This is a genomic window from Nocardioides sp. CPCC 206347, assembly GCF_048654605.1.
In the GTDB taxonomy this organism is placed as follows: domain Bacteria; phylum Actinomycetota; class Actinomycetes; order Propionibacteriales; family Nocardioidaceae; genus Nocardioides.
In genome coordinates, this window is the sequence record NZ_JBMCYZ010000002.1 from 760,869 (window position 1) to 778,764 (window position 17,896).

Annotated in this window: 16 protein-coding genes and 2 tRNA genes; 15 read left to right on the forward strand and 3 right to left on the reverse strand. The window is 69.4% G+C overall.

Going from position 1 to position 17,896, the window contains the following annotated elements:
• Positions 1-6: 6 nt before the first annotated feature.
• From ACOACQ_RS10055 to ACOACQ_RS10075, 5 genes are all read left to right on the forward strand, one after another.
• Positions 7-819: a fumarylacetoacetate hydrolase family protein gene (locus ACOACQ_RS10055; protein ID WP_378600253.1), complete on the forward strand. Its 813-nt coding sequence runs from the start codon at positions 7-9 to the stop codon at positions 817-819.
• Positions 816-2,282 carry a glutamate--tRNA ligase gene (gltX, locus tag ACOACQ_RS10060; RefSeq protein WP_420288202.1) on the forward strand — a complete coding sequence of 489 codons (1,467 nt, stop codon included), beginning with the start codon at positions 816-818 and terminating at the stop codon, positions 2,280-2,282. The genes ACOACQ_RS10055 and gltX overlap by 4 nt, the downstream gene beginning before the upstream one ends.
• Positions 2,275-3,243, forward strand: a complete 969-nt coding sequence (locus ACOACQ_RS10065; protein WP_420288203.1) for a CPBP family intramembrane glutamic endopeptidase — start codon at positions 2,275-2,277, stop codon at positions 3,241-3,243. The genes gltX and ACOACQ_RS10065 overlap by 8 nt, the downstream gene beginning before the upstream one ends.
• A 56-nt stretch (positions 3,244-3,299) precedes the next feature.
• Positions 3,300-3,371, forward strand: a tRNA-Gln gene (locus ACOACQ_RS10070).
• 112 nt (positions 3,372-3,483) lie between these two features.
• Positions 3,484-3,556: transfer RNA gene (locus tag ACOACQ_RS10075), tRNA-Glu, on the forward strand.
• 46 nt (positions 3,557-3,602) lie between these two features.
• On the opposite strand, the gene ACOACQ_RS10080 is transcribed toward ACOACQ_RS10075, so the two are convergent.
• Positions 3,603-3,815 carry a ferredoxin gene (locus ACOACQ_RS10080; RefSeq protein WP_378600259.1) on the reverse strand — a complete coding sequence of 71 codons (213 nt, stop codon included), beginning with the start codon at positions 3,813-3,815 and terminating at the stop codon, positions 3,603-3,605.
• Positions 3,812-5,056: a cytochrome P450 gene (locus ACOACQ_RS10085; protein WP_378600261.1), complete on the reverse strand. Its 1,245-nt coding sequence runs from the start codon at positions 5,054-5,056 to the stop codon at positions 3,812-3,814. The genes ACOACQ_RS10080 and ACOACQ_RS10085 overlap by 4 nt, the downstream gene beginning before the upstream one ends.
• A 239-nt stretch (positions 5,057-5,295) precedes the next feature.
• Between ACOACQ_RS10085 and ACOACQ_RS10090 the strand changes: the two genes are divergently transcribed.
• From ACOACQ_RS10090 to ACOACQ_RS10125, 8 genes are all read left to right on the forward strand, one after another.
• Positions 5,296-6,366 carry an ABC transporter permease gene (locus ACOACQ_RS10090; RefSeq protein ID WP_378600264.1) on the forward strand — a complete coding sequence of 357 codons (1,071 nt, stop codon included), beginning with the start codon at positions 5,296-5,298 and terminating at the stop codon, positions 6,364-6,366.
• Position 6,367: 1 nt separating this feature from the next.
• Complete coding sequence (locus tag ACOACQ_RS10095; protein ID WP_420288204.1) at positions 6,368-7,888, forward strand: sugar ABC transporter ATP-binding protein; 1,521 nt, start codon at positions 6,368-6,370, stop codon at positions 7,886-7,888.
• 82 nt (positions 7,889-7,970) lie between these two features.
• Positions 7,971-9,095 carry a sugar ABC transporter substrate-binding protein gene (locus ACOACQ_RS10100; RefSeq protein WP_420288205.1) on the forward strand — a complete coding sequence of 375 codons (1,125 nt, stop codon included), beginning with the start codon at positions 7,971-7,973 and terminating at the stop codon, positions 9,093-9,095.
• Between the two features lie 73 nt (positions 9,096-9,168).
• Complete coding sequence (locus ACOACQ_RS10105; protein ID WP_378595876.1) at positions 9,169-10,167, forward strand: alpha/beta fold hydrolase; 999 nt, start codon at positions 9,169-9,171, stop codon at positions 10,165-10,167.
• Between the two features lie 93 nt (positions 10,168-10,260).
• Entirely contained in the window at positions 10,261-11,817 is a 1,557-nt protein-coding gene (locus ACOACQ_RS10110; protein ID WP_378595875.1) for an aldehyde dehydrogenase, read from the forward strand.
• A gap of 29 nt (positions 11,818-11,846) precedes the next feature.
• Positions 11,847-13,793 (forward strand): FAD-dependent oxidoreductase, encoded by a 1,947-nt coding sequence (locus ACOACQ_RS10115; RefSeq protein WP_378595874.1) that lies wholly within the window; start codon positions 11,847-11,849, stop codon positions 13,791-13,793.
• A gap of 31 nt (positions 13,794-13,824) precedes the next feature.
• Positions 13,825-14,292: a nuclear transport factor 2 family protein gene (locus ACOACQ_RS10120; protein WP_378595873.1), complete on the forward strand. Its 468-nt coding sequence runs from the start codon at positions 13,825-13,827 to the stop codon at positions 14,290-14,292.
• Entirely contained in the window at positions 14,283-15,299 is a 1,017-nt protein-coding gene (locus ACOACQ_RS10125) for an alcohol dehydrogenase catalytic domain-containing protein (protein ID WP_378595872.1), read from the forward strand. Before ACOACQ_RS10120 ends, ACOACQ_RS10125 begins: the two co-directional genes overlap by 10 nt.
• Positions 15,300-15,308: 9 nt before the next feature.
• Here the strand turns inward: ACOACQ_RS10125 and ACOACQ_RS10130 are convergent, their stop codons facing one another.
• Positions 15,309-15,929: a TetR family transcriptional regulator gene (locus ACOACQ_RS10130; protein ID WP_378595871.1), complete on the reverse strand. Its 621-nt coding sequence runs from the start codon at positions 15,927-15,929 to the stop codon at positions 15,309-15,311.
• Positions 15,930-16,075: 146 nt separating this feature from the next.
• Between ACOACQ_RS10130 and ACOACQ_RS10135 the strand changes: the two genes are divergently transcribed.
• Both ACOACQ_RS10135 and ACOACQ_RS10140 read left to right on the forward strand, forming a co-directional pair.
• Complete coding sequence (locus ACOACQ_RS10135) at positions 16,076-17,104, forward strand: NADP-dependent oxidoreductase (protein WP_420288206.1); 1,029 nt, start codon at positions 16,076-16,078, stop codon at positions 17,102-17,104.
• Between the two features lie 19 nt (positions 17,105-17,123).
• Positions 17,124-17,888 carry an SDR family NAD(P)-dependent oxidoreductase gene (locus ACOACQ_RS10140; protein WP_420288207.1) on the forward strand — a complete coding sequence of 255 codons (765 nt, stop codon included), beginning with the start codon at positions 17,124-17,126 and terminating at the stop codon, positions 17,886-17,888.
• The last annotated feature ends 8 nt before the right edge of the window (positions 17,889-17,896 follow it).

The following is a 17,896-nucleotide window of genomic DNA, read 5'->3' on the forward strand; positions in this document are numbered from 1 at the left end:
CGGGGCGTGCGCATCGTCAGATTCACCACAGGCGAGGAGCCGTCCTACGGCGTCCTGACCGGAGACCTCGACGAGTACGGCCAGCCGGACGAGGACGCGGTTGTCGTCGCTCTCGTCGGCGACCCGCTCTACGTCGGCATCAAGCTGCTCGAGAAGGAGTACCGGCTCGCGGACGTCCGCCTGCTGGCGCCCGTCCTTCCGCGCAGCAAGGTCATCGGCATCGGCAAGAACTACGCGGCCCACGCCGCCGAGATGGGCGGGCCGGTTCCCGACGAGCCGCTGATGTTCCTCAAGCCGAACACCAGCGTGGTCGGCCCCGGCGACGCCATCCAGTACCCCCGCCAGTCGCAGCACGTCAGCTACGAGGGCGAGGTCGCCGTCGTCATCGGTCGCATCTGCCGCGACGTCCCGGCCGAGCAGGCCACCGACGTCATCCACGGCTACACGATCGCCAACGACGTCACCGCCCGCGACCTGCAGAAGACCGACGGCCAGTTCACCCGTGCCAAGGGCTTCGACTCGTTCTGCCCGCTCGGCCCGTGGATCGAGACCGACCTGGACCCGCAGGACTTCATCGACGGCCGCCGGATCCAGACCTTCCTCAACGGCGACGTCGTCCAGGACGGCACGACCGCGGACATGATCCACGACATCCCGGCCCTCATCGCGCACGTCTCCAGCGTGATGACCCTGCTGCCCGGCGACGTCATCCTCACCGGCACCCCCGAGGGTGTCGGCCCCATGGAGGTCGGCGACGAGATCGAGATCTCGATCGAAGGCCTCGGCACCCTCACGAACAAGGTGGAATCACGCGCATGACCAGCAACGTCCGGGTCCGGATGGCCCCTTCGCCCACGGGCAGTCCCCACGTCGGCCTGGTCCGAACGGCCCTCTTCAACTGGGCGTTCGCGCGGCACCACGGCGGCACCTTCGTGTTCCGCATCGAGGACACCGACAAGGAGCGCAACACCGAGGAGTCGTACACCGCGCTCATCGACCTGATGCGCTGGCTCGGCCTCGACTGGGACGAGGGCCCGGAGGTCGGTGGTCCGTTCGCGCCGTACAAGCAGAGCGAGCGGAGCGACCTGTACGCCGACGCGCTGGCGAAGCTGAAGGGCAGCAGCTTCACCTACGACTGCTACTGCACCACCGAGGAGGCCACCGCGCGCCGCAAGGCTGCCGGCTCCAAGGTCCAGGGGTACGACGGCTTCTGCCGTGAGCTCAGCCCGGCACAGACCGAGGCGTTCGTCGCCGAGGGCCGCCAGCCGATCGTGCGGTTCCGGATGCCCGACGGTTCGATCACGTGGAACGACCTGGTCCGCGGCGAGGTGACCTTCGAGACGGAGTTCGTCCCGGACTTCGCGCTGTGCCGCGCCAACGGGGACCCGCTCTACACGCTCGTGAACCCCGTCGACGACGCGCTGATGGAGATCACTCACGTGCTCCGGGGCGAGGACCTGCTGTCCTCCACGCCGCGCCAGATCGCCCTCTACGAGGCGCTCAAGGAGGTCGGCATCGCCAAGGCGACGCCGGAGTTCGGCCACCTCCCCTACGTCATGGGCGAGGGCAACAAGAAGCTCTCCAAGCGCGACCCCGAGGCGCACGCGCTGGCCTACCGCGACAAGGGCTACCTCCCCGAGGGCCTGCTCAACTACCTCGCGCTGCTCGGCTGGTCGATCGCCGCGGACCGCGACATCTTCAGCCTCGAGGAGATGGTCGAGGCGTTCGAGATCGGCGACGTCGTCCCGAACCCGGCCCGCTTCGACCTGAAGAAGGCCGACGCGATCAACGCGGCCCACATGCGGCTGCTCTCGGTCGAGGAGATCACGCACCGCGCGCTGCCCTTCCTCAAGGCCGAGGGCGTCGTGTCCGATCCCGTCTCCGACGCCGACGCGCAGCTCCTGGAGCTCGCGATGCCGCTCGTCGCCGAGCGAATCAACAAGCTGGCCGAGGCCCCCACGATGCTCGACTTCCTGTTCGTCGCCGAGGCCGACTTCGCGCTGGACCCCGAGGACGCCGAGAAGCTGCTCGGTGAGGCCGGGCGTCCCGTCATCCAGGCGTCGTACGACGCCGTGAAGGACCTGCCGACGTGGTCGACCGACGCGATCCAGACTGCCCTGCAGGCTGCGCTGGTCGACGGGCTGGGCCTCAAGCCGCGCAACGCCTTCGGGCCGGTGCGCGTCGCGATCACGGGTCGCCGGATCTCGCCGCCGCTGTTCGAGTCGATGGAGCTGCTGGGTCGTGACCGCAGCCTCGGGAGACTGCAGAGCGCCCTTGTCTGAGGATCTGAGGTACGACCAGCTCCAGCGGCTCGGCCCGCGTGGGCTGTGGCGGCCGTGGGTGGGGCTGGTGCTGCTCGTGCTGCTCGTGATGGCTGCGCAGCTCGTGATGTCCGTGGTCGTGATGGTGGTGCTCATCGCCACCGGCACGGCGTCCGGTGACGTCAGCGACAAGCTGAGCGGCGACCCCGTCACGCCGAGCTTCCTGGCGCTGGTCAACCTGGGCTGGGCGGTGGCGATCCCCGCGGTGTGGTTGATCGCCCGCGCCCTGCACGGCCAGGCGCCCGGCTGGGTCGCCTCGGTCGTGCGTGGCATCCGCTGGCGCTGGCTGCTGGTGTGCCTGGGCCTGTCGGTGCTCGCGCTCGCGGCCACCGTCGTGGTCGCGACCGTGCTGCCCGACCAGGGTGCGTCCGGTGTCGAGGTGAGCGGGGAACTGAACCCCTGGACCTCCGCGGCTCGTGACTTCCTGCTCGTCACGATCCTGCTCACCCCGCTGCAGGCCGCGGGGGAGGAGTACGTCTTCCGTGGCTACTTCGCGCAGGCGTTCGGCGGCGTCGCCTCCCGCTTCGGCCCGTCCGTGAGCGCGACGGTCGCGGTCGTCGTACCCGCCTTGCTGTTCGCCCTCGCGCACGGCCTCGGCCAGGACCTGCCGACCTTCTTCGACCGCTTCGCATTCGGGCTCGTGGCCGGGGTCCTCGTGTTGCTGACCGGCGGCCTCGAAGCCGGCATTGCGATGCACGTGCTCAACAACTTCCTGGCCTTCGGGCTCGCGCTGTCGTTCGGCGACATGACCGAGGCGTTGCACCCGTCCGGCGGCACCTGGTGGTCCATCCCCGTGACCCTGACGCAGTCCTTCGTCTACCTGGGACTGGCCCTGTGGGCAGCCCGCCGGATGGGCCTCGCCAGCCGCGCCGAAGGCCCGGGGGATGGGGCCATTTTGGAGGCCCGGCAGGGCCGCGTGTAATGTTCCCCCTCGGCTCGCTCCCTCGGGAAACGGGCTGAGAGCAAGCAGTTCTGCAGTGGCCTATGGTGTAATTGGCAACACGACTGGTTCTGGTCCAGTTATTCTAGGTTCGAGTCCTAGTAGGCCAGCGAGTTCTTTCGAGAGCCGCTGAAGCGGGGCCTGAATTTGGCCCAGCCGAAGCACGATCGCTAGAGTTCACGTCGTTGTCAGCGGCCCGCAAGGACCGCGAGCGACAAGTAAGCCCCCGTTGTGTAGCGGCCTAGCACGGCGCCCTCTCACGGCGTTAGCGCCGGTTCGAATCCGGTCGGGGGTACAACACAGAAGGGCCCGGTCCACTGGACCGGGCCCTTCTGCGTTTCCTACGACACGCGTTCGACCTCGAGCAGGGTGATGGCTCCCTCGGGACAGGAGCCGGCCGCGTTGGTTGCGTCCTCCACCTGGTCGGCGGGTACGTCGATGGTCTGGCCCCGTGCGGTCACGAAGCCGTCGTCGTCGTCCTCGAGCAGGTCCTCCGCCAGGTTGTAGCAGCGCCCGTGCCCGCGGCACAGGTTGGCGTCGATCGTGAGCTTCATGCCTCGACCTCCCACGTGAGCGGCAGTGTCAGCAAGGTCATCATGGCCCCGCCCCCGCGCTCCATCAGTGGCTCGCCGCCCGCCACCGAGAACTCCGGGATGACCCGCAGCCACTCCTCGACGGCGACCTGCATGATCATGCGGGCCAGGTGGGCGCCCAGGCAGCGGTGGGGTCCACCGGCGAAGCCGAGGTGGTTGTTGGACTTGCGCTCCACGATGAACTCGTCGGGCTGGTCGTAGACACGGGGGTCGCGGTTGGCTCCGGAGACGAGCCCGTAGACCATGTCGCCCTTGCGCAGCGGGCAGCCGTGGAACTCGGTGTCCTGGGCGACCTTGCGGCCGTCGCCGAAGACGATCGTGTAGAGGCGCAGGGACTCCTCGACGGCCGAGGGGATCAGTTCGGGCTGGGCGACCAGCTTGCGCCGGTCGTCGGGGTTCTCCGCGAGGTGGCGGAAGAGATAGCCCAGCTGGCCGCGGGTCGTGTCCAGGCCGGCCAGGACGAGCACCGTCAGGATGTCCAGGACCAGGTCGTCGCCGAGCGGCTCGTCGTCGATGGTGCTGTGCATCAGCAGCGACACGAAGTCGTTGTCCAGCAGCGGTTCGTTGCGCCGGGCCTCCAGCACGGCCACCCAGTACTGCCGGATTCCGCCGAGGGCAGCGCCCATCGCCTGCTGCTGCTCGAGGTCGCCGCCGAAGCCGGCGAAGAAGTCCTCCACCCACGGCACGAACAGGTCGGCGTCGGAGTTCGGGACGCCGATGATCGTCAGGAAGATCTCGGTCGGCAGCCGCATGGCGAAGTCGGTCACGAAGTCGCACTCACCGCGAGCCGCGAGCTCGGCGACCAGGCGCTGGCCGATCTCGTGCGCCTGCGGACTCACCCGGTTGACGGCGTTGGGGGCGAACCACTTGCTGATCAGCTGGCGGTACTTCGCGTGGTTGGGCGGGTCGATCTGGGTCGGGACGAACCGGTAGGCCGGCTCCGGCTCCCAGGGTGTGATCGATTCGCTGGAGAAGATCTCCGGGTGCTGGTACATCTCGCGCACCTCGTCGTACCGCGTGAAGACCCAGTAGCCCTGTGCGTGGGTGTTGAAGAACGCAGGGCTGGTCTCGCGCAGCTCGTTGGCGAGCTGCCAGTGGCTGCCCGCCTCCAGCGGGGGTGACGCATCGAGATGGATGACCGGGCATCCGGTCGGCACACCTGGGGGCTTGGTGGCTACGCGCTCGGCTGCCAGGTCGGTCATGGTTCCTCGCTCTCTCCACCGCTCGACACCGCGAACGGGCAAACTGAGTTTGGTTCAGTTACGCAGGCAAATGTAATCCCGCTCACACCGCTCCGCAATGACTCGATCTGATGGATTTTTCGGTCCGCGCCGCCCGGGGGCGAGGTCGGGGCTTCGCAAAATGTGATGCTTGACACGAGTTCAGTTCAGTTCTACGTTTCGGATCTACCCCCGACTCGGGCGTTCCGAAGGAGACAGCGTTGACACCGACACAGCAGGTCACCTCGGTCGAGGCGCCGGTCATCACCCCGGAGCCCGACGGATCGCCGCGCCGCGCGATCGGTCCGCGTCTGATCCTGGGCAAGCTGGCGCCGCGGCGGATCAGTGCGATCTACCTGCTGGGCGTCTTCATCGTGCTCTTCGGCGCCCTGCGCCCCGAGACCTTCCTGACCGAGGTCACCTTCACCCTCATCTTCCGCTCGGGCGTGGTGACCTGCATCCTGGCGCTCGCGTTCCTCGTGCCCCTGACAGCGGGTGTGTACGACCTGTCCATCGGGTCGGTGATGGCGTTGTCGCTGGGGACGATCGTGTTCCTGTCGCTCAACACGGATCTCTCGGCGCCGGTCACCGTCGTCATCGCCCTGCTCGCCTGCGCCCTGTCCGGCGCCGTGTCCGGCTTCATCGTGGTGAAGCTGCACGTCGACTCGTTCATCGCGACGCTCGGGGTGAGCCAGGTGCTCACCGGCGTGGTGTTGCTGATGTCGAAGAACACCCAGCTGATCGGCGACTTCCCGGAGTACTGGTCCGAGCTCGGCAACGGGGACCTGCTGGGTGTTCCCCGGGTGGTCTACATGCTCGTGCTGCTGGCCCTGGTGATGTGGTACGTCCTCGAGTTCACCTCGATCGGTCGCCACCTGCTCGCCACCGGCGGCAATCGCGAGGCCGCGCGCCTCGCCGGCGTACCGACCGAACGGGTGCTGTGGAGCGCCTTCATCGCCAGCGGCGTGATCGCCGGCATCGCCGGGGCGATCTTCTCGATGCAGAGCTCGGTGTTCTCCGCGAGCATCGGTCCGGGCTACCTCTTCCCGGCGGTCGCCGCGGTGTTCCTCGGCGCCTCCCAGCTCTCCCAGCGTCCCAACGTCTGGGGCACGTTGATCGCCTACTTCGCCCTGGCCTTCGGCATCCAGGGCCTCGCGCTGACGACGGCCTCGGGTTCGGTCTGGAGCCAGCCGGTCTTCCAGGGCGTCTCGCTGATCATCGCGGTCGCCGTCGCCAGCCGACCGGTGGTGCGCAAGCTGCGCACCTCGAAGGCGACCGGGTCGGTGGCCTGAGATGACCACCGCGCAGGTCGCGCCCGTCCTGACGATTCGGGGGCTCTCCAAGACCTTCGTGTCCACCAGGGCGCTGCGGGACGTCGACTTCGATCTTCGTGCCGGCGAGATCCATGCGCTGATCGGGCAGAACGGCTGCGGGAAGTCGACCCTGATCAAGATCCTCGCCGGTTTCCACCAGCCCGACCCGGGTGTGGAGATCAGGCTCGCCGGCCAGGAGCTCGACCTGGCCCGTACGGCGGACTCGCACGACGCCGGGTTCCGGTTCGTCCACCAGGACCTGGGACTGGTCGGCAGCCTCAACACGGTCGAGAACCTCATGCTCGGCCGCGAGGTGACCACAGCGCGTGGTGGTCGGATCCGCTGGGACGCCGAGCGCCGCGACGCGGAGCGCCGGATGGCCGACCTCGGCTACGGGTTCGACGTCCTTCGCCCGGTCGTCGAGCTCGGCGCTGCCGAACGCACCGGCGTCGCGATCGCGCGCGCTCTGTGGGACTGGGAGGCCGCCCGGGTGCTGGTGGTCGACGAGCCGACCGCGTCGCTGCCGCGTGAAGAGGTGGCGACCCTCTTCGCTGCGCTCGAGCGGGTACGTCGTGCCGGGCTCGGCGTCATCTACGTCTCGCACCGCCTCGACGAGATCTTCGCGATCGGGGACCGGGTCACCGTGCTCAAGGACGGAACGCTCGTCGGGACGTGGAACGTCGCCGACATCACCCAGGACGACCTGGTCAGCTCGATGATCGGCGGCGAGGAGCTGCGCAAGCGTGGCGAGGGTGAGGTCCGACCCGACGCCGAGGTGGTGCTGAGCACCTCCGGTCTCTGCGGCACGGTCGTCGACAACGTGGACCTCGAGGCGCGCCGGGGCGAGGTCGTCGGCATCGCCGGGCTGACCGGCTCGGGCCGCGAGGAGATCCTGCCGCTGCTCTTCGGCGCAGCGTCGCGCACCGGCGACGTCCTGGTGGGCGGTCGCTCCGTGCCGTCCCGTCCGCGCGGTGCCATGCGGGCCGGTCTCGCGCTCGTCCCTGCCGACCGACGCGGTCACGGCGCGGTGCTGGGGATGACGGTTCGCGAGAACACCAGCCTCACCCATCTGCGGCCGTTCTCGACGTGGCTCGGCTTCCTGAGTCGGGCGCGGGAGAACCGCGAGGCCGAGGAGTGGATCCAGCGGCTCGACGTACGTCCCGCCAGCGCGGAGGCCATCTTCGCCCTGCTCTCGGGCGGCAACCAGCAGAAGGTCGTGCTCGCCAAATGGTTGCGGCGCAAGCCGACAGTGCTGCTCCTCGACGAGCCCAGTCAGGGCGTGGACGTGGGGGCGAAAGCCGTCATTCACGCACTGGCCCGGCAGGTCGCACACGACGGCGCCTGTGTCGTCATCGCCTCCTCCGACGACGCCGAGCTGTGCGACACCTGCGACCGCGTCCTGGTGATGCGGGACGGCCACATCGTGGCCGAGGTCGAGGGCGCCGGCCTGACGGCCGAGGAACTCGGACGGCTCCAGCTGGGGCTCGCACGCACCTCCTGATCTCGGGTCTCGCTCGGGGACGGATCTCGGACAGTTGTCTGATTCAAAACCAAACCGAATTCAATTGATTCTAGGAGTCCCGATGAAGATCTGGCAGCGCACTGCGCGCATGTCACTCCCGATGCTGCTGGCCTTTGCGCTGGTTGCTTGCGGGACCGACGAGGAACCCGTCGACGCGAGTGAGGCCTCCGCTGCCGCCGCGTCCGCCCCGGACCCGGTGACCGCCGTTCCGACCACGATCAATGTCACCACGCCGCTGGACCAGGCGCCCACGCCGGGCAAGACCCTCTTCTGGCTGCAGTGCGAGCTCCCGATCTGCGCCAAGATCGGCGGCGGTGTCGAGGCGGCGGTGGAGGCCGCTGGCTGGGACTTCGAGACACAGGTGTTCAAGGCGACCGATCCGGCCGGCGGCCTGGAGTCGGCGATCCAGCGCAAGCCCGATGCAATCGCGATCACCGGCATCCCGTCGGCCGCGATCAAGCCGCAGCTCGAGGCAGCGGCCGCCGCCGGCATTCCGGTGGTCACCTGCGCGCCCGGTCCCGAGGAGCCGTCGGCCGAGACCTTCGGTGCGATCTGCAGCCAGACCACCGGACCCGACGGCGAGAACCTCGCCAAGTGGGCCATCAAGGACTCCGGCGGCGTTGCGCACATGGTGATGGTCACCATCTCTGCCTTCCCGTCGCTCCAGACCACCGTCGACGGCATGGAGAGCGTCCTCGGCGACTACTGCCCGGCCTGTTCCTCGGGCGTGCTCGACCTGACCGTCGAGGACCTCGCCGGCGGCCAGGTCGCAGCGAAGCTGATCGCCTACCTGCAGACGAACCCGAAGACGAACTACGTCGTCTTCAACTTCGGCGACCTGGAGATCGGTGTCCCCGAGGCGCTCAAGGCTTCGGGCTTCGAGGACAAGGTCAAGCTGATCGGCAACGGTGCCGGCCCGCAGCAGTTCCAGGCGCTGATCGACGGCGGCATGGACGCGGCGTGGGTCGCCTACCCGGCGGTCTACTCCGGCTGGGAGATGGTCGACGCGGCCCTGCGCCTCGCCGACGGCGGTGAGCTGCCGGCTGGCTACCAGGAGGAGATCGCGGCCCTGCCGTCGTACATCGTCGACAGCGGTGACGGCGCGAAGGCACTCGAGCCGTCCCTCGACTACCCCGGACCCGAGGGTTACGAGGACCAGTTCAAGGCGCTCTGGCAGGTCAACTGAGACCGGTGGCGCCGGACGCCCTGCGGTCCGGCGCCATCGGTTCCCTCTCGGGCAAGCGAGAAGTGAGGTCGTCATGTTGAGTACCGATGTCAGGCTGGACCTGCCGTCGTCTGCCACGCCGGAGGGCGTGGGGGAGCTGAGTCTGGCGGCGACCGTGTTCGCGCCGGCCGAGGGCAGCGGAGGGCGCGAACAGGTGCTGGTCTGTTGGCCCGGAGGCTCCTACGGACGGGACTACTGGGACATCCAGCTTCCGGGGCATGAGGGCTACAGCTTCGCCGAGCACATGACCACTCGTGGGTTCATCGTGATTGCAGTTGACCCACTCGGCGTAGGGGACAGCGGTCGTCCCGAGGACGGCACGCTGTGCACCTACGAAGCGCTCGCCGACGCGGCGAACGGGGCCGTGACGGTCATCCGGAGCCGGCTCGAGGACGGGACGCTGGTCGCGGAGCTGGCGCCTGTCGCGATGCCGAGGATCGTCGGCGTGGGCCACTCCATCGGCGGCGGACTGGTCACGATCCAGCAGGCGCGGTGGGGCAGCTACGACGCCATCGCCGTGCTGGGTTTCACCCACGGGGTCAAGGATCGTGCGGTCGACGCAGCGGACGACCCGACCGTCCGCGCGACGGCGGTCGACCAGGCACGAGTGTTCTGGGGTGACCAGTGGGACGCCCGCTACGGCGTCGTCGACAAGTCTCCCCACCAGGTCTGGTTGAACGGGCCGGATGTCCCGGCCGACATCGTGGCGGCAGACAACGCCAACTCGGTGATCTGGGCGGCCGAGACCTATGTCGACGCACTTCATGTCGGCTTCACGAGCGCGTACGCGGCCAGGGTGGCATCACCGGTGATGGTCGTGTTCGGCGAGAACGACATTGCTGAGCGACCGCGCGAAGAGCCCGCGTTCTACGTGGGTTCCGCCGACATCACCCTGTTCGTGCTGGCGGGCAGCTATCACTGCCACAACTTCCAGGACGGTCGAGCGACGCTCTGGGACCGTCTCGGCGTCTGGGTGACGGAGGTGATTCACCCACCCGCCCGACCTCTTGTGGCGGGCGTCACCATCCCGTAAATTGAATCGAACTGGGTTCATTCCTGCTGGAGTGCAGGCGAGCCCGGTTCTCACCCGGGCCCCAGGGCCCGTCACGAGTGGAAGGTCATCCCCATGGCAACCATTGATCACCAGGCATTCTTCATCGACGGCGCATGGCGTGCCGCGCAGACCGATGACCGGTTCGACATCATCTCGCCGAGGTCCGAAGAGATCATCGGCCACGTCCCGGCGGCTTCCCGTGCCGACATCGACGCTGCCGTCGGCGCCGCCCGCAAGGCGTTCGACGAGGGGGAGTGGCCTCGGCTGACGCCGGCCGAGCGCGCTGACTACCTCACCCGGATGGCGGACGCGATCGCCAAGCGGCAGGACGAGCTCGCCCGGCTGATCACCGAGGAGCTCGGCTGCACCCTGTTCCTCTCGCAGGTCTACCAGGTCATCTCCCCGGTGATGAGCCTCAACTACAACGCCGAGATCGGCCGCAGCCTCGACACCGCCCAGGTGCGGCTCAGCGACCTCGGCCCGCTGGCCGCCAGCTCCGAGGGCGGCAGCATCATCCCGATGGCGGGCGCCAGCCTCGTGACCCAGGAGCCGATCGGCGTGGTGGCGGCCTTCCCGGCGTACAACTTCGCCTTCCCGGCCGTGCCGCAGAAGGTCGCCCCGGCCCTGATCGCCGGGTGCACCGCTGTGGTCAAGGTGACCGAGCCCAACCCGCTCGCCACCTTCATCTACGGCGACATCTGTGCGGAGATCGGCCTGCCCCCGGGCGTCATCAACATCGTGGCTGCCCGCGGACCGGAGTCGGAGTACCTCGTCCGGCACCCGGGTGTGGACATGGTCAGCTTCACCGGCTCCGTGCAGACCGGCGCCCGGATCGCCGCCGCCTGCGGCGAGCTGATCCGCCCCTGCGTGCTCGAGCTCGGTGGGAAGTCGGCCGCGATCGTCCTCGACGACGCGAAGCTGGAGGACGCCCTCCCGGTCCTGATCGGCGCGAGCGTCGGCACGAACGCCGGACAGAGCTGCGTCGCACTCACCCGGCTGGTCGTCCCCGCTGCGCGCTACGACGAGTACGCCGAGGCGCTCGTCGAAGGTTTCCGGTCGCTGAAGATCGGCGACCCGATGGAGTCCGACACGGTGATCAGCCCCCTCGTCACCGAGCGCCAGCGCGACCGCGTGGAGGAGTACGTCGAGCTCGCCCGCAAGGAGGGCGCCACGATCGCCACCGGCGGTCGGCGTCCGGCCGGCCTCGACCGGGGCTGGTACTTCGAGCCCACGCTGGTCACGGACGCCGACAACTCGATGCGGGTCTCGCGTGAGGAGATCTTCGGCCCGATGGCCTGCCTGATCCCGCACCACGGCGAGGAGGACGCGATCCGGATCGCCAACGACAGCGAGCTCGGCCTGTCCGGCGCGGTCTTCACGGCCGACGACGCCCACGGGTTCGAGGTCGCCCGCAAGGTCCGGGCCGGCACGTTCTCGGTGAACACCTTCGCGGCCGACCTGGGCTCGCCCTTCGGTGGCTTCAAGAAGTCCGGCATCGGCCGCGAGCACGGGCCGACGGCGTACCAGGAGTTCCTGCACTACAAGACCATCTCGGTCGACCCCAGCCGCAGCCTGCCCGAGTCGGTCACCGACGGCGTTCGCCGCGGCACCGGTCCGGGCACGCACTGAGCCGGCTGAACACCGAAACAGGAGCCCCGATGGCCGACCAGTTCCCGCACGTCTTCTCGCCGTTCCGGATCGGCGGCTTCGACGTCCGGAACCGGCTGGTGGCCCTGCCTGCGGGGACCAGCCTGGTCGAGCACGGCGTGCCCACGCACGGGGACGTCGAGCACTTCGAGCGGCTCGCGGCCGGGGGAGTCGGGCTGGTCATTGCCGGGGCGATGGTCGTCCACCCGACGTCGGCACTGAGGTCGGGCAAGCTGGTCGAGGGTTACCTCGACGCGGTCGTGCCGGTCATGGCGGAGAAGGCGGACGTCGTGCATCGCCACGGCGCCCGCTTCATCGGCCAGCTGTGCCACCTCGGCCGCGAGTTCATCGGCGGTGAGTCCGACAACGCCCCGGTGGCGCCGTCGGCAATCAAGACCGTCCGGGACGCCTATCCGCCGCACGTGCTCACGCACCGCGAGATCGACGACATCGTCGAGGGCTGGCGGGTCTCGACCGAGAACCTGGTCAGGGCCGGTCTCGACGGCGTCGAGATCCACGCGGCGCACGGCTACCTGCCGGCGCAGTTCATGTCCGCGTCGACGAACCAGCGGACCGACGAGTTCGGCGGATCGTTCGAGAACCGGATGCGTTTCCTGCACCTCGTGATCGAGGCGATGCGGTCGGTGACGCCGGCCGGGTTCGCCCTCGGCGTACGGCTCAGTGGTGAGGAGGAGATCCCGGGCGGCATGGGGATCGAGGACTGCGTGCGGATCGCGGAGGACTTGGCCGCGCTCGGCGTCGTCGACTACTTCAGCATCACCCACGGGACCCGTGGCAAGTACGTCAAGGATTCCACCGGGCCGGACGCGGTGGCCGTCCCTTCGGCGTCGCGCGTGCGCGCCGCCACCGGCCTGCCCACCCTCGTCGGTCAGCGGATCCGCGACGTCGGCACCGCCGAGCACGTCATCAAGGCAGGTCACGCCGACCTGGTCGGCATGGCTCGTGCGCTGATCGCCGACCCGGACCTGCCGGTGAAGTCGCAGTCCGGGCGCCTCGACGAGGTCCGCGGCTGCCTGGGCATCAACCAGGACTGTCGCGCCTTCGACCCGCACCTGCACTGCGCGGTCAACGCCGAGGTGGGACGCGGCCGGCTGCCCGGCGTCGGCGTCCAGGTCGCGCGGTCCAGGGAGATCTATGTCATCGGTGGCGGTCCCGGTGGTCTCGAGGCAGCGCGCGTGGCCGCCGAGCGTGGTCATCGGGTGACGCTCTTCGAACGCGGGACGGCGCTCGGGGGAGCGGTGCGCGTCGCCGCTGCCTCGCCGCATCGCGCGACCCTGATCGACATCGTCGACCACCTCGACCGCGAGACCCGGCGACTCAAGGTCGACATCAACCTCGGCGCCGAGATCGGTGCGGACGACCTCGAGGAGATCGGCGGTCTCGCCGACCACGTCGTGATCGCCACCGGTTCGGTGCCGGCTCCGCTGACGACGGGCCTGCTCGGCCGCGGCGCCGTCACGGTCGACGACGTACTCCTCGGGAGGGTGCCGGAGACTCCGGGCGTCGCTGTCGTGTACGACGAGGACGACGGGTTCTGGCCCGCGTACAGCGCTGCCGAGGCCTTGGCCCAGCGTGGCTGGCAGGTGACCTTCGCGACGGCGATGACCTCGCTTGCACCGCGGGTGCCCGCCGAGAGCGTGGGTCCGTTGCTGCAACGCCTCGGCGCTGCGGGGGTGACCCTGCAGGTGGCCCACCGGCTGGTCGTTCCCGATGACGCCGGTGCGGTTGCGTTGCGTCCGGTGTTCGGTGGCCAGGAGGTCAACGTCGGCCAGGCACTGCTGGTCGCGCACCAGCCCCGGCACAGCGACGACGCCTTGCAGCGCACGTTGTCGGCCGACGGTCTCGGCGGCAAGGTCACCGCGATCGGTGACTGCGTGACGCCCCGCAGGATCAGCCACGCCATTGCCGAGGGCTATCGCGTCGGCGCCACCGTCTGATGAAGCACGAACCACGAGAAGAGGCAGAGCGATGACCAGTGTCGAGGACCGGATCCTCATCGAGGACCAGATCTACAAGTACGCGTCGAGCATCGACTCGGCGAACCCGGAGGCGCTGTACGACGTCCTGTACCCGGACCTGTGGGCGCAGTACGGCAACGCCGAGCCCGCGGAGAGCGCCGAGACCGTGATCGGCTGGATCCGCGACGCGACCAAGAACTGCGTGTGGCAGCACCACCTGCTGAGCGTCTATCACGTCGACGTCCAGGGGGACACCGCGACCGCGCTGGTCTACCACACGTCGTACCAGAAGTTCGAGGGCGACGACGACGTGTGCCTCCTCGTCGGTCGCTACCACGACGAGCTGGTGCGGCACGAGGGGAAGTGGATGATCTCCCGGCTGGTCTTCGAGATCATGTGGGGGGAGCGGCGTGCGGACACGGCCGGTTATCTCGAGGCCGTCGGTGGCCGTGGACCCCAGGTCCCGATGTGGCCGTAGCCATGATGCCGGCGTACCGACTCCTCGGCTGGGGTTGCGACGTCGAGCGGGTCGAGGTGCCGGTGCCGGTGCCCCTCGGGCGGGAGGTCCTCCTCGAGGTCCGGGCCGTCGGCCTGTGCCACTCGGACCTCTTCGTGATGGGCTGCCCGGAGGGCACGCTGCCGTACGACCTCCCACTGACCCTGGGCCACGAGGTCGCCGGCCGGGTCGTCGCGGTCGGCGATGAGGTCGACGCCTCGCTGATCGGCGAGGACGGCGTCGTGCACGGCGTCTGGTCGTGCGGCAAGTGCCACAACTGCCTGCGCGGCCAGGACAACCACTGCGTCGCTCTCGAGGGCAAGGTCGGGTGCGGGCTGGGTCGCGACGGCGGACTGGCCGAATACGTCCTGCTGCCGGACGAACGCCACTTCGTGACCGCCCGGGGTGTGCCTGCGGAGAAGCTCGCGCCGCTGGCCGACGCGGGTCTGACGGCCTATCACGCGATCCGGGCCCATCGCGACGCCCTCATGGGGGACTGCTCGGCGGTGGTGATCGGCGTCGGCGGCCTCGGCCACCTGGCCGTCCAGATCCTGCGTGCGATCACCACGGCGCAGGTGACGGCCGTCGATCCCCGGCCCGAGGCCTGTGCGCTGGCGGAGCGGCTCGGAGCTCACCTGACGACGACGTCCGTCGACGGACTGGCCGGAGCCGATGTCGTCCTCGACTTCGTCGGGTCGGACGAGACCATGCGCGCGGGCGCTGCGGCGCTGGTGCCCGGCGGTCGACTGGTCGTCGTCGGCGGAGCGCGCGGCACCATCGCGGTCGGCAAGGGCCTGGACCTGCCGCTGGGCTGGCAGGTCAGTGCGCCCTTCTGGGGTGCGCGGGAAGACCTCGTCGCGGTCGTCGAGCTCGCCGAGCAGGGGCTGCTCGCCCCGGTGATCGAGACGGTGCCGTTCAGCGACGTGCCGCAGGCCTACGCGCAGCTGCGCGAGGGCCGGGTGACGGGACGACTCGTCGTCGTTCCCTAGAAGTCAGGCTCAGACGACGACGCGGAGCACCGCGTCCGAGGTGAGTACGCCGATCTCGTCGAGCGTGTGCGGACCGCCGGGGCGGTACCACCGCCACACGCCGACGACGAGCGCGAGCGCCATGCGCGCGGACAGCTCGACGTCGCGGTCGGCGAAGGCGCCGCTGTCGACACCGCGCTGCATCAGGGCGGTCCACGCCTGCTCGATCTCGCGCACCAGTGCGCGGGACTGCAGGCGCTCCTGCTCCTCCTTCTCGGAGGGTCGGGGGGTGGCGAGCAGGTCGAGGTGGTTCTGCAGGATCCGGCGCTGCAGGGCGTCGCGCGCGCTGCCGACGTAGGCCGAGCTGACCGCGAGGCGCAACGCCTCGACCGGGTCGTCGACCGACGTGGTGACGTCCTGGAAGCGCTCCAGCGAGCGGGTGAGCTCGAGCCGCATGATGGTCAACAGGCAGTGCGCCTTCGACTCGAAGTAGTGGTAGAGCGCGGTCTGTCCGATGCCGACGTCGTCGGCGATCGAGGCCCACTTGGTGTGTTCGTAGCCGTCACTGCCGAAGCGGTCGATGGCTGCCGCGACGATGGCAGTGCGCTTCGAACGGGCGCTTTCGGCCCGCGGAGCTGTCGTTGTCTGCATGGCTCCCCTTCCCGAGACCGTGGTCGCTCAGGGTAGCGGCACGGGTTCCCGGCTTCGGCTCGATTCATGGCCTTCGTGCGGTTGCAGCCCGGCGCATGAACTGATATCACTTCAAGTATGACCGATCACCGACACTCTCCACAACCATGACCTGGGTCGGGCGGGAGGTCCGGGTCCGGCGGTACCCCGCCGGACCGGTCGCACCCGGTGACTTCGAGGTGGTCGAGATCGAGGTTCCCGATCCGGCGCCGGGCCAGGTGCTCGTCCGCAACACGTGGACGTCCGTCGATCCTGGACTGCGGCTGCGCCTGCGGCCCGATGCGCCGGCGGGCTACTTCGCAGCGTTCCCGCTGGGCCAGGCGATGGACGGCGTCATGGCGCTCGGCGAGGTGGTCGAGTCCCGCGCGCCGGGCTTTGCACCCGGCGACATCGTGTCCCACGCCCAGGGCTGGCGGGAGTACGCCGTCGTCGACCCGGCTGCGATCCAGCTCGGCGGCGTCGGCACCCTCACCCGGCTCGACGTCGGCGATGCGGAGGTGTCGTGGTTCCTCGGGCCGCTCGGCGGGATGGGGCTGACGGCGTACGCCGGCCTGCACGTCGTCGATGCCCTCAGGGGTGGTGAGACCGTCTGGGTCTCAGCGGCCGCGGGCGCGGTCGGCAGCCTCGTCGCACAGATCGCGAAGCTCTGCGGCCACCGGGTGATCGCGAGTGCGGGCAGCGACGAGAAGGTCGCCTGGCTCCGCGAGGACCTCGGCGTCGAGGCCTTCAACTACCGCGACGGCGACCTGGGCGCCCAGCTGCAGGATCTCGCTCCGGAGGGGATCGACGTCTACTTCGACTCCGTCGGAGGCGACCACCTCGAGGCCGCCCTGGACCACCTCAACCGCAGCGGCCGGGTCGCTATGTGCGGCTCGATCTCGGAGTACGAGTCGGAATCGAAGGGGCCGCGCAACCTGTTCCTCACCGTCTCCAAGGACCTCACGCTCCGTGGCTTCCGCGGCAGCAGCAACCTGCACCTGCGCGAGGAGATGCAGGACCGGCTGGCCGCGTGGCTCCGCAGTGGCGAGCTCGTGCATCGCGAGAGCGTCTTCGCCGGACTCGAGTCGGCGCCCCGGGCGCTCGCGGAGATGATCGCCGGCCGCACCATCGGAAAGACCCTCGTCAGCATCGGCTGACCGACAGACAGGAACTGCCATGACAACAGTGGAGCGACGCCTCAAGGACAAGGTCATCCTCCTCACCGGCGCGACCGGGGGACTCGGTCGGGCGACCGCCGAGCGGCTGGCGGAGGAGGGGGCCCACCTGGTCCTCACCGACCTCGACGAGCAGGCGTGCAAGGCGCTGGCGGACGAGCTCCCGGGCACGGGCCGGCACCTCGCCGCACGGCTCGACGTCGCCGACGAGGCGCAGTGGGTCGAGGCCGCCGCGATGGTCCAGCGGGAGTACGGGCGCCTCGACGGCCTGGTGAACAATGCGGCCATCGGCAGCCTTGCGACCGTCGAGGACGAGACGGTCGACAACTGGGAGCGAGTCATGTCGGTCGGCTCCACCGGCGTCTGGCTGGGCATGAAGCACCTCGGCCCGATCGTCGCCACCTCCGGCGGGGGCTCGATCGTCAACCTCTCCTCGATCCTCGGCACCGTCGGCGGCCTCGGCAACAGCGCGGCCTATCACGCAGCCAAGGGCGCGGTGCGCACGCTGACCAAGAACGCCGCCCTGCACTGGGCGACGGCGTCGGTGCGGGTGAACTCGGTGCACCCCGGATTCATCGGCACTGCCGAGCTGTTGAAGCGCTATGAAGGCACCCCGCGGCATGAGTCGATGCTGGCGAACACGCCCATGGGTCGACTGGGGCGCAGCGAGGAGATCGCCGCGGTCGTGGCCTTCCTCGTCAGTGACGACTCGACCTTCATGACCGGCTCCGAGGTGTACGCCGACGGCGGCTACACCGCCCGCTGAGCTCTCGG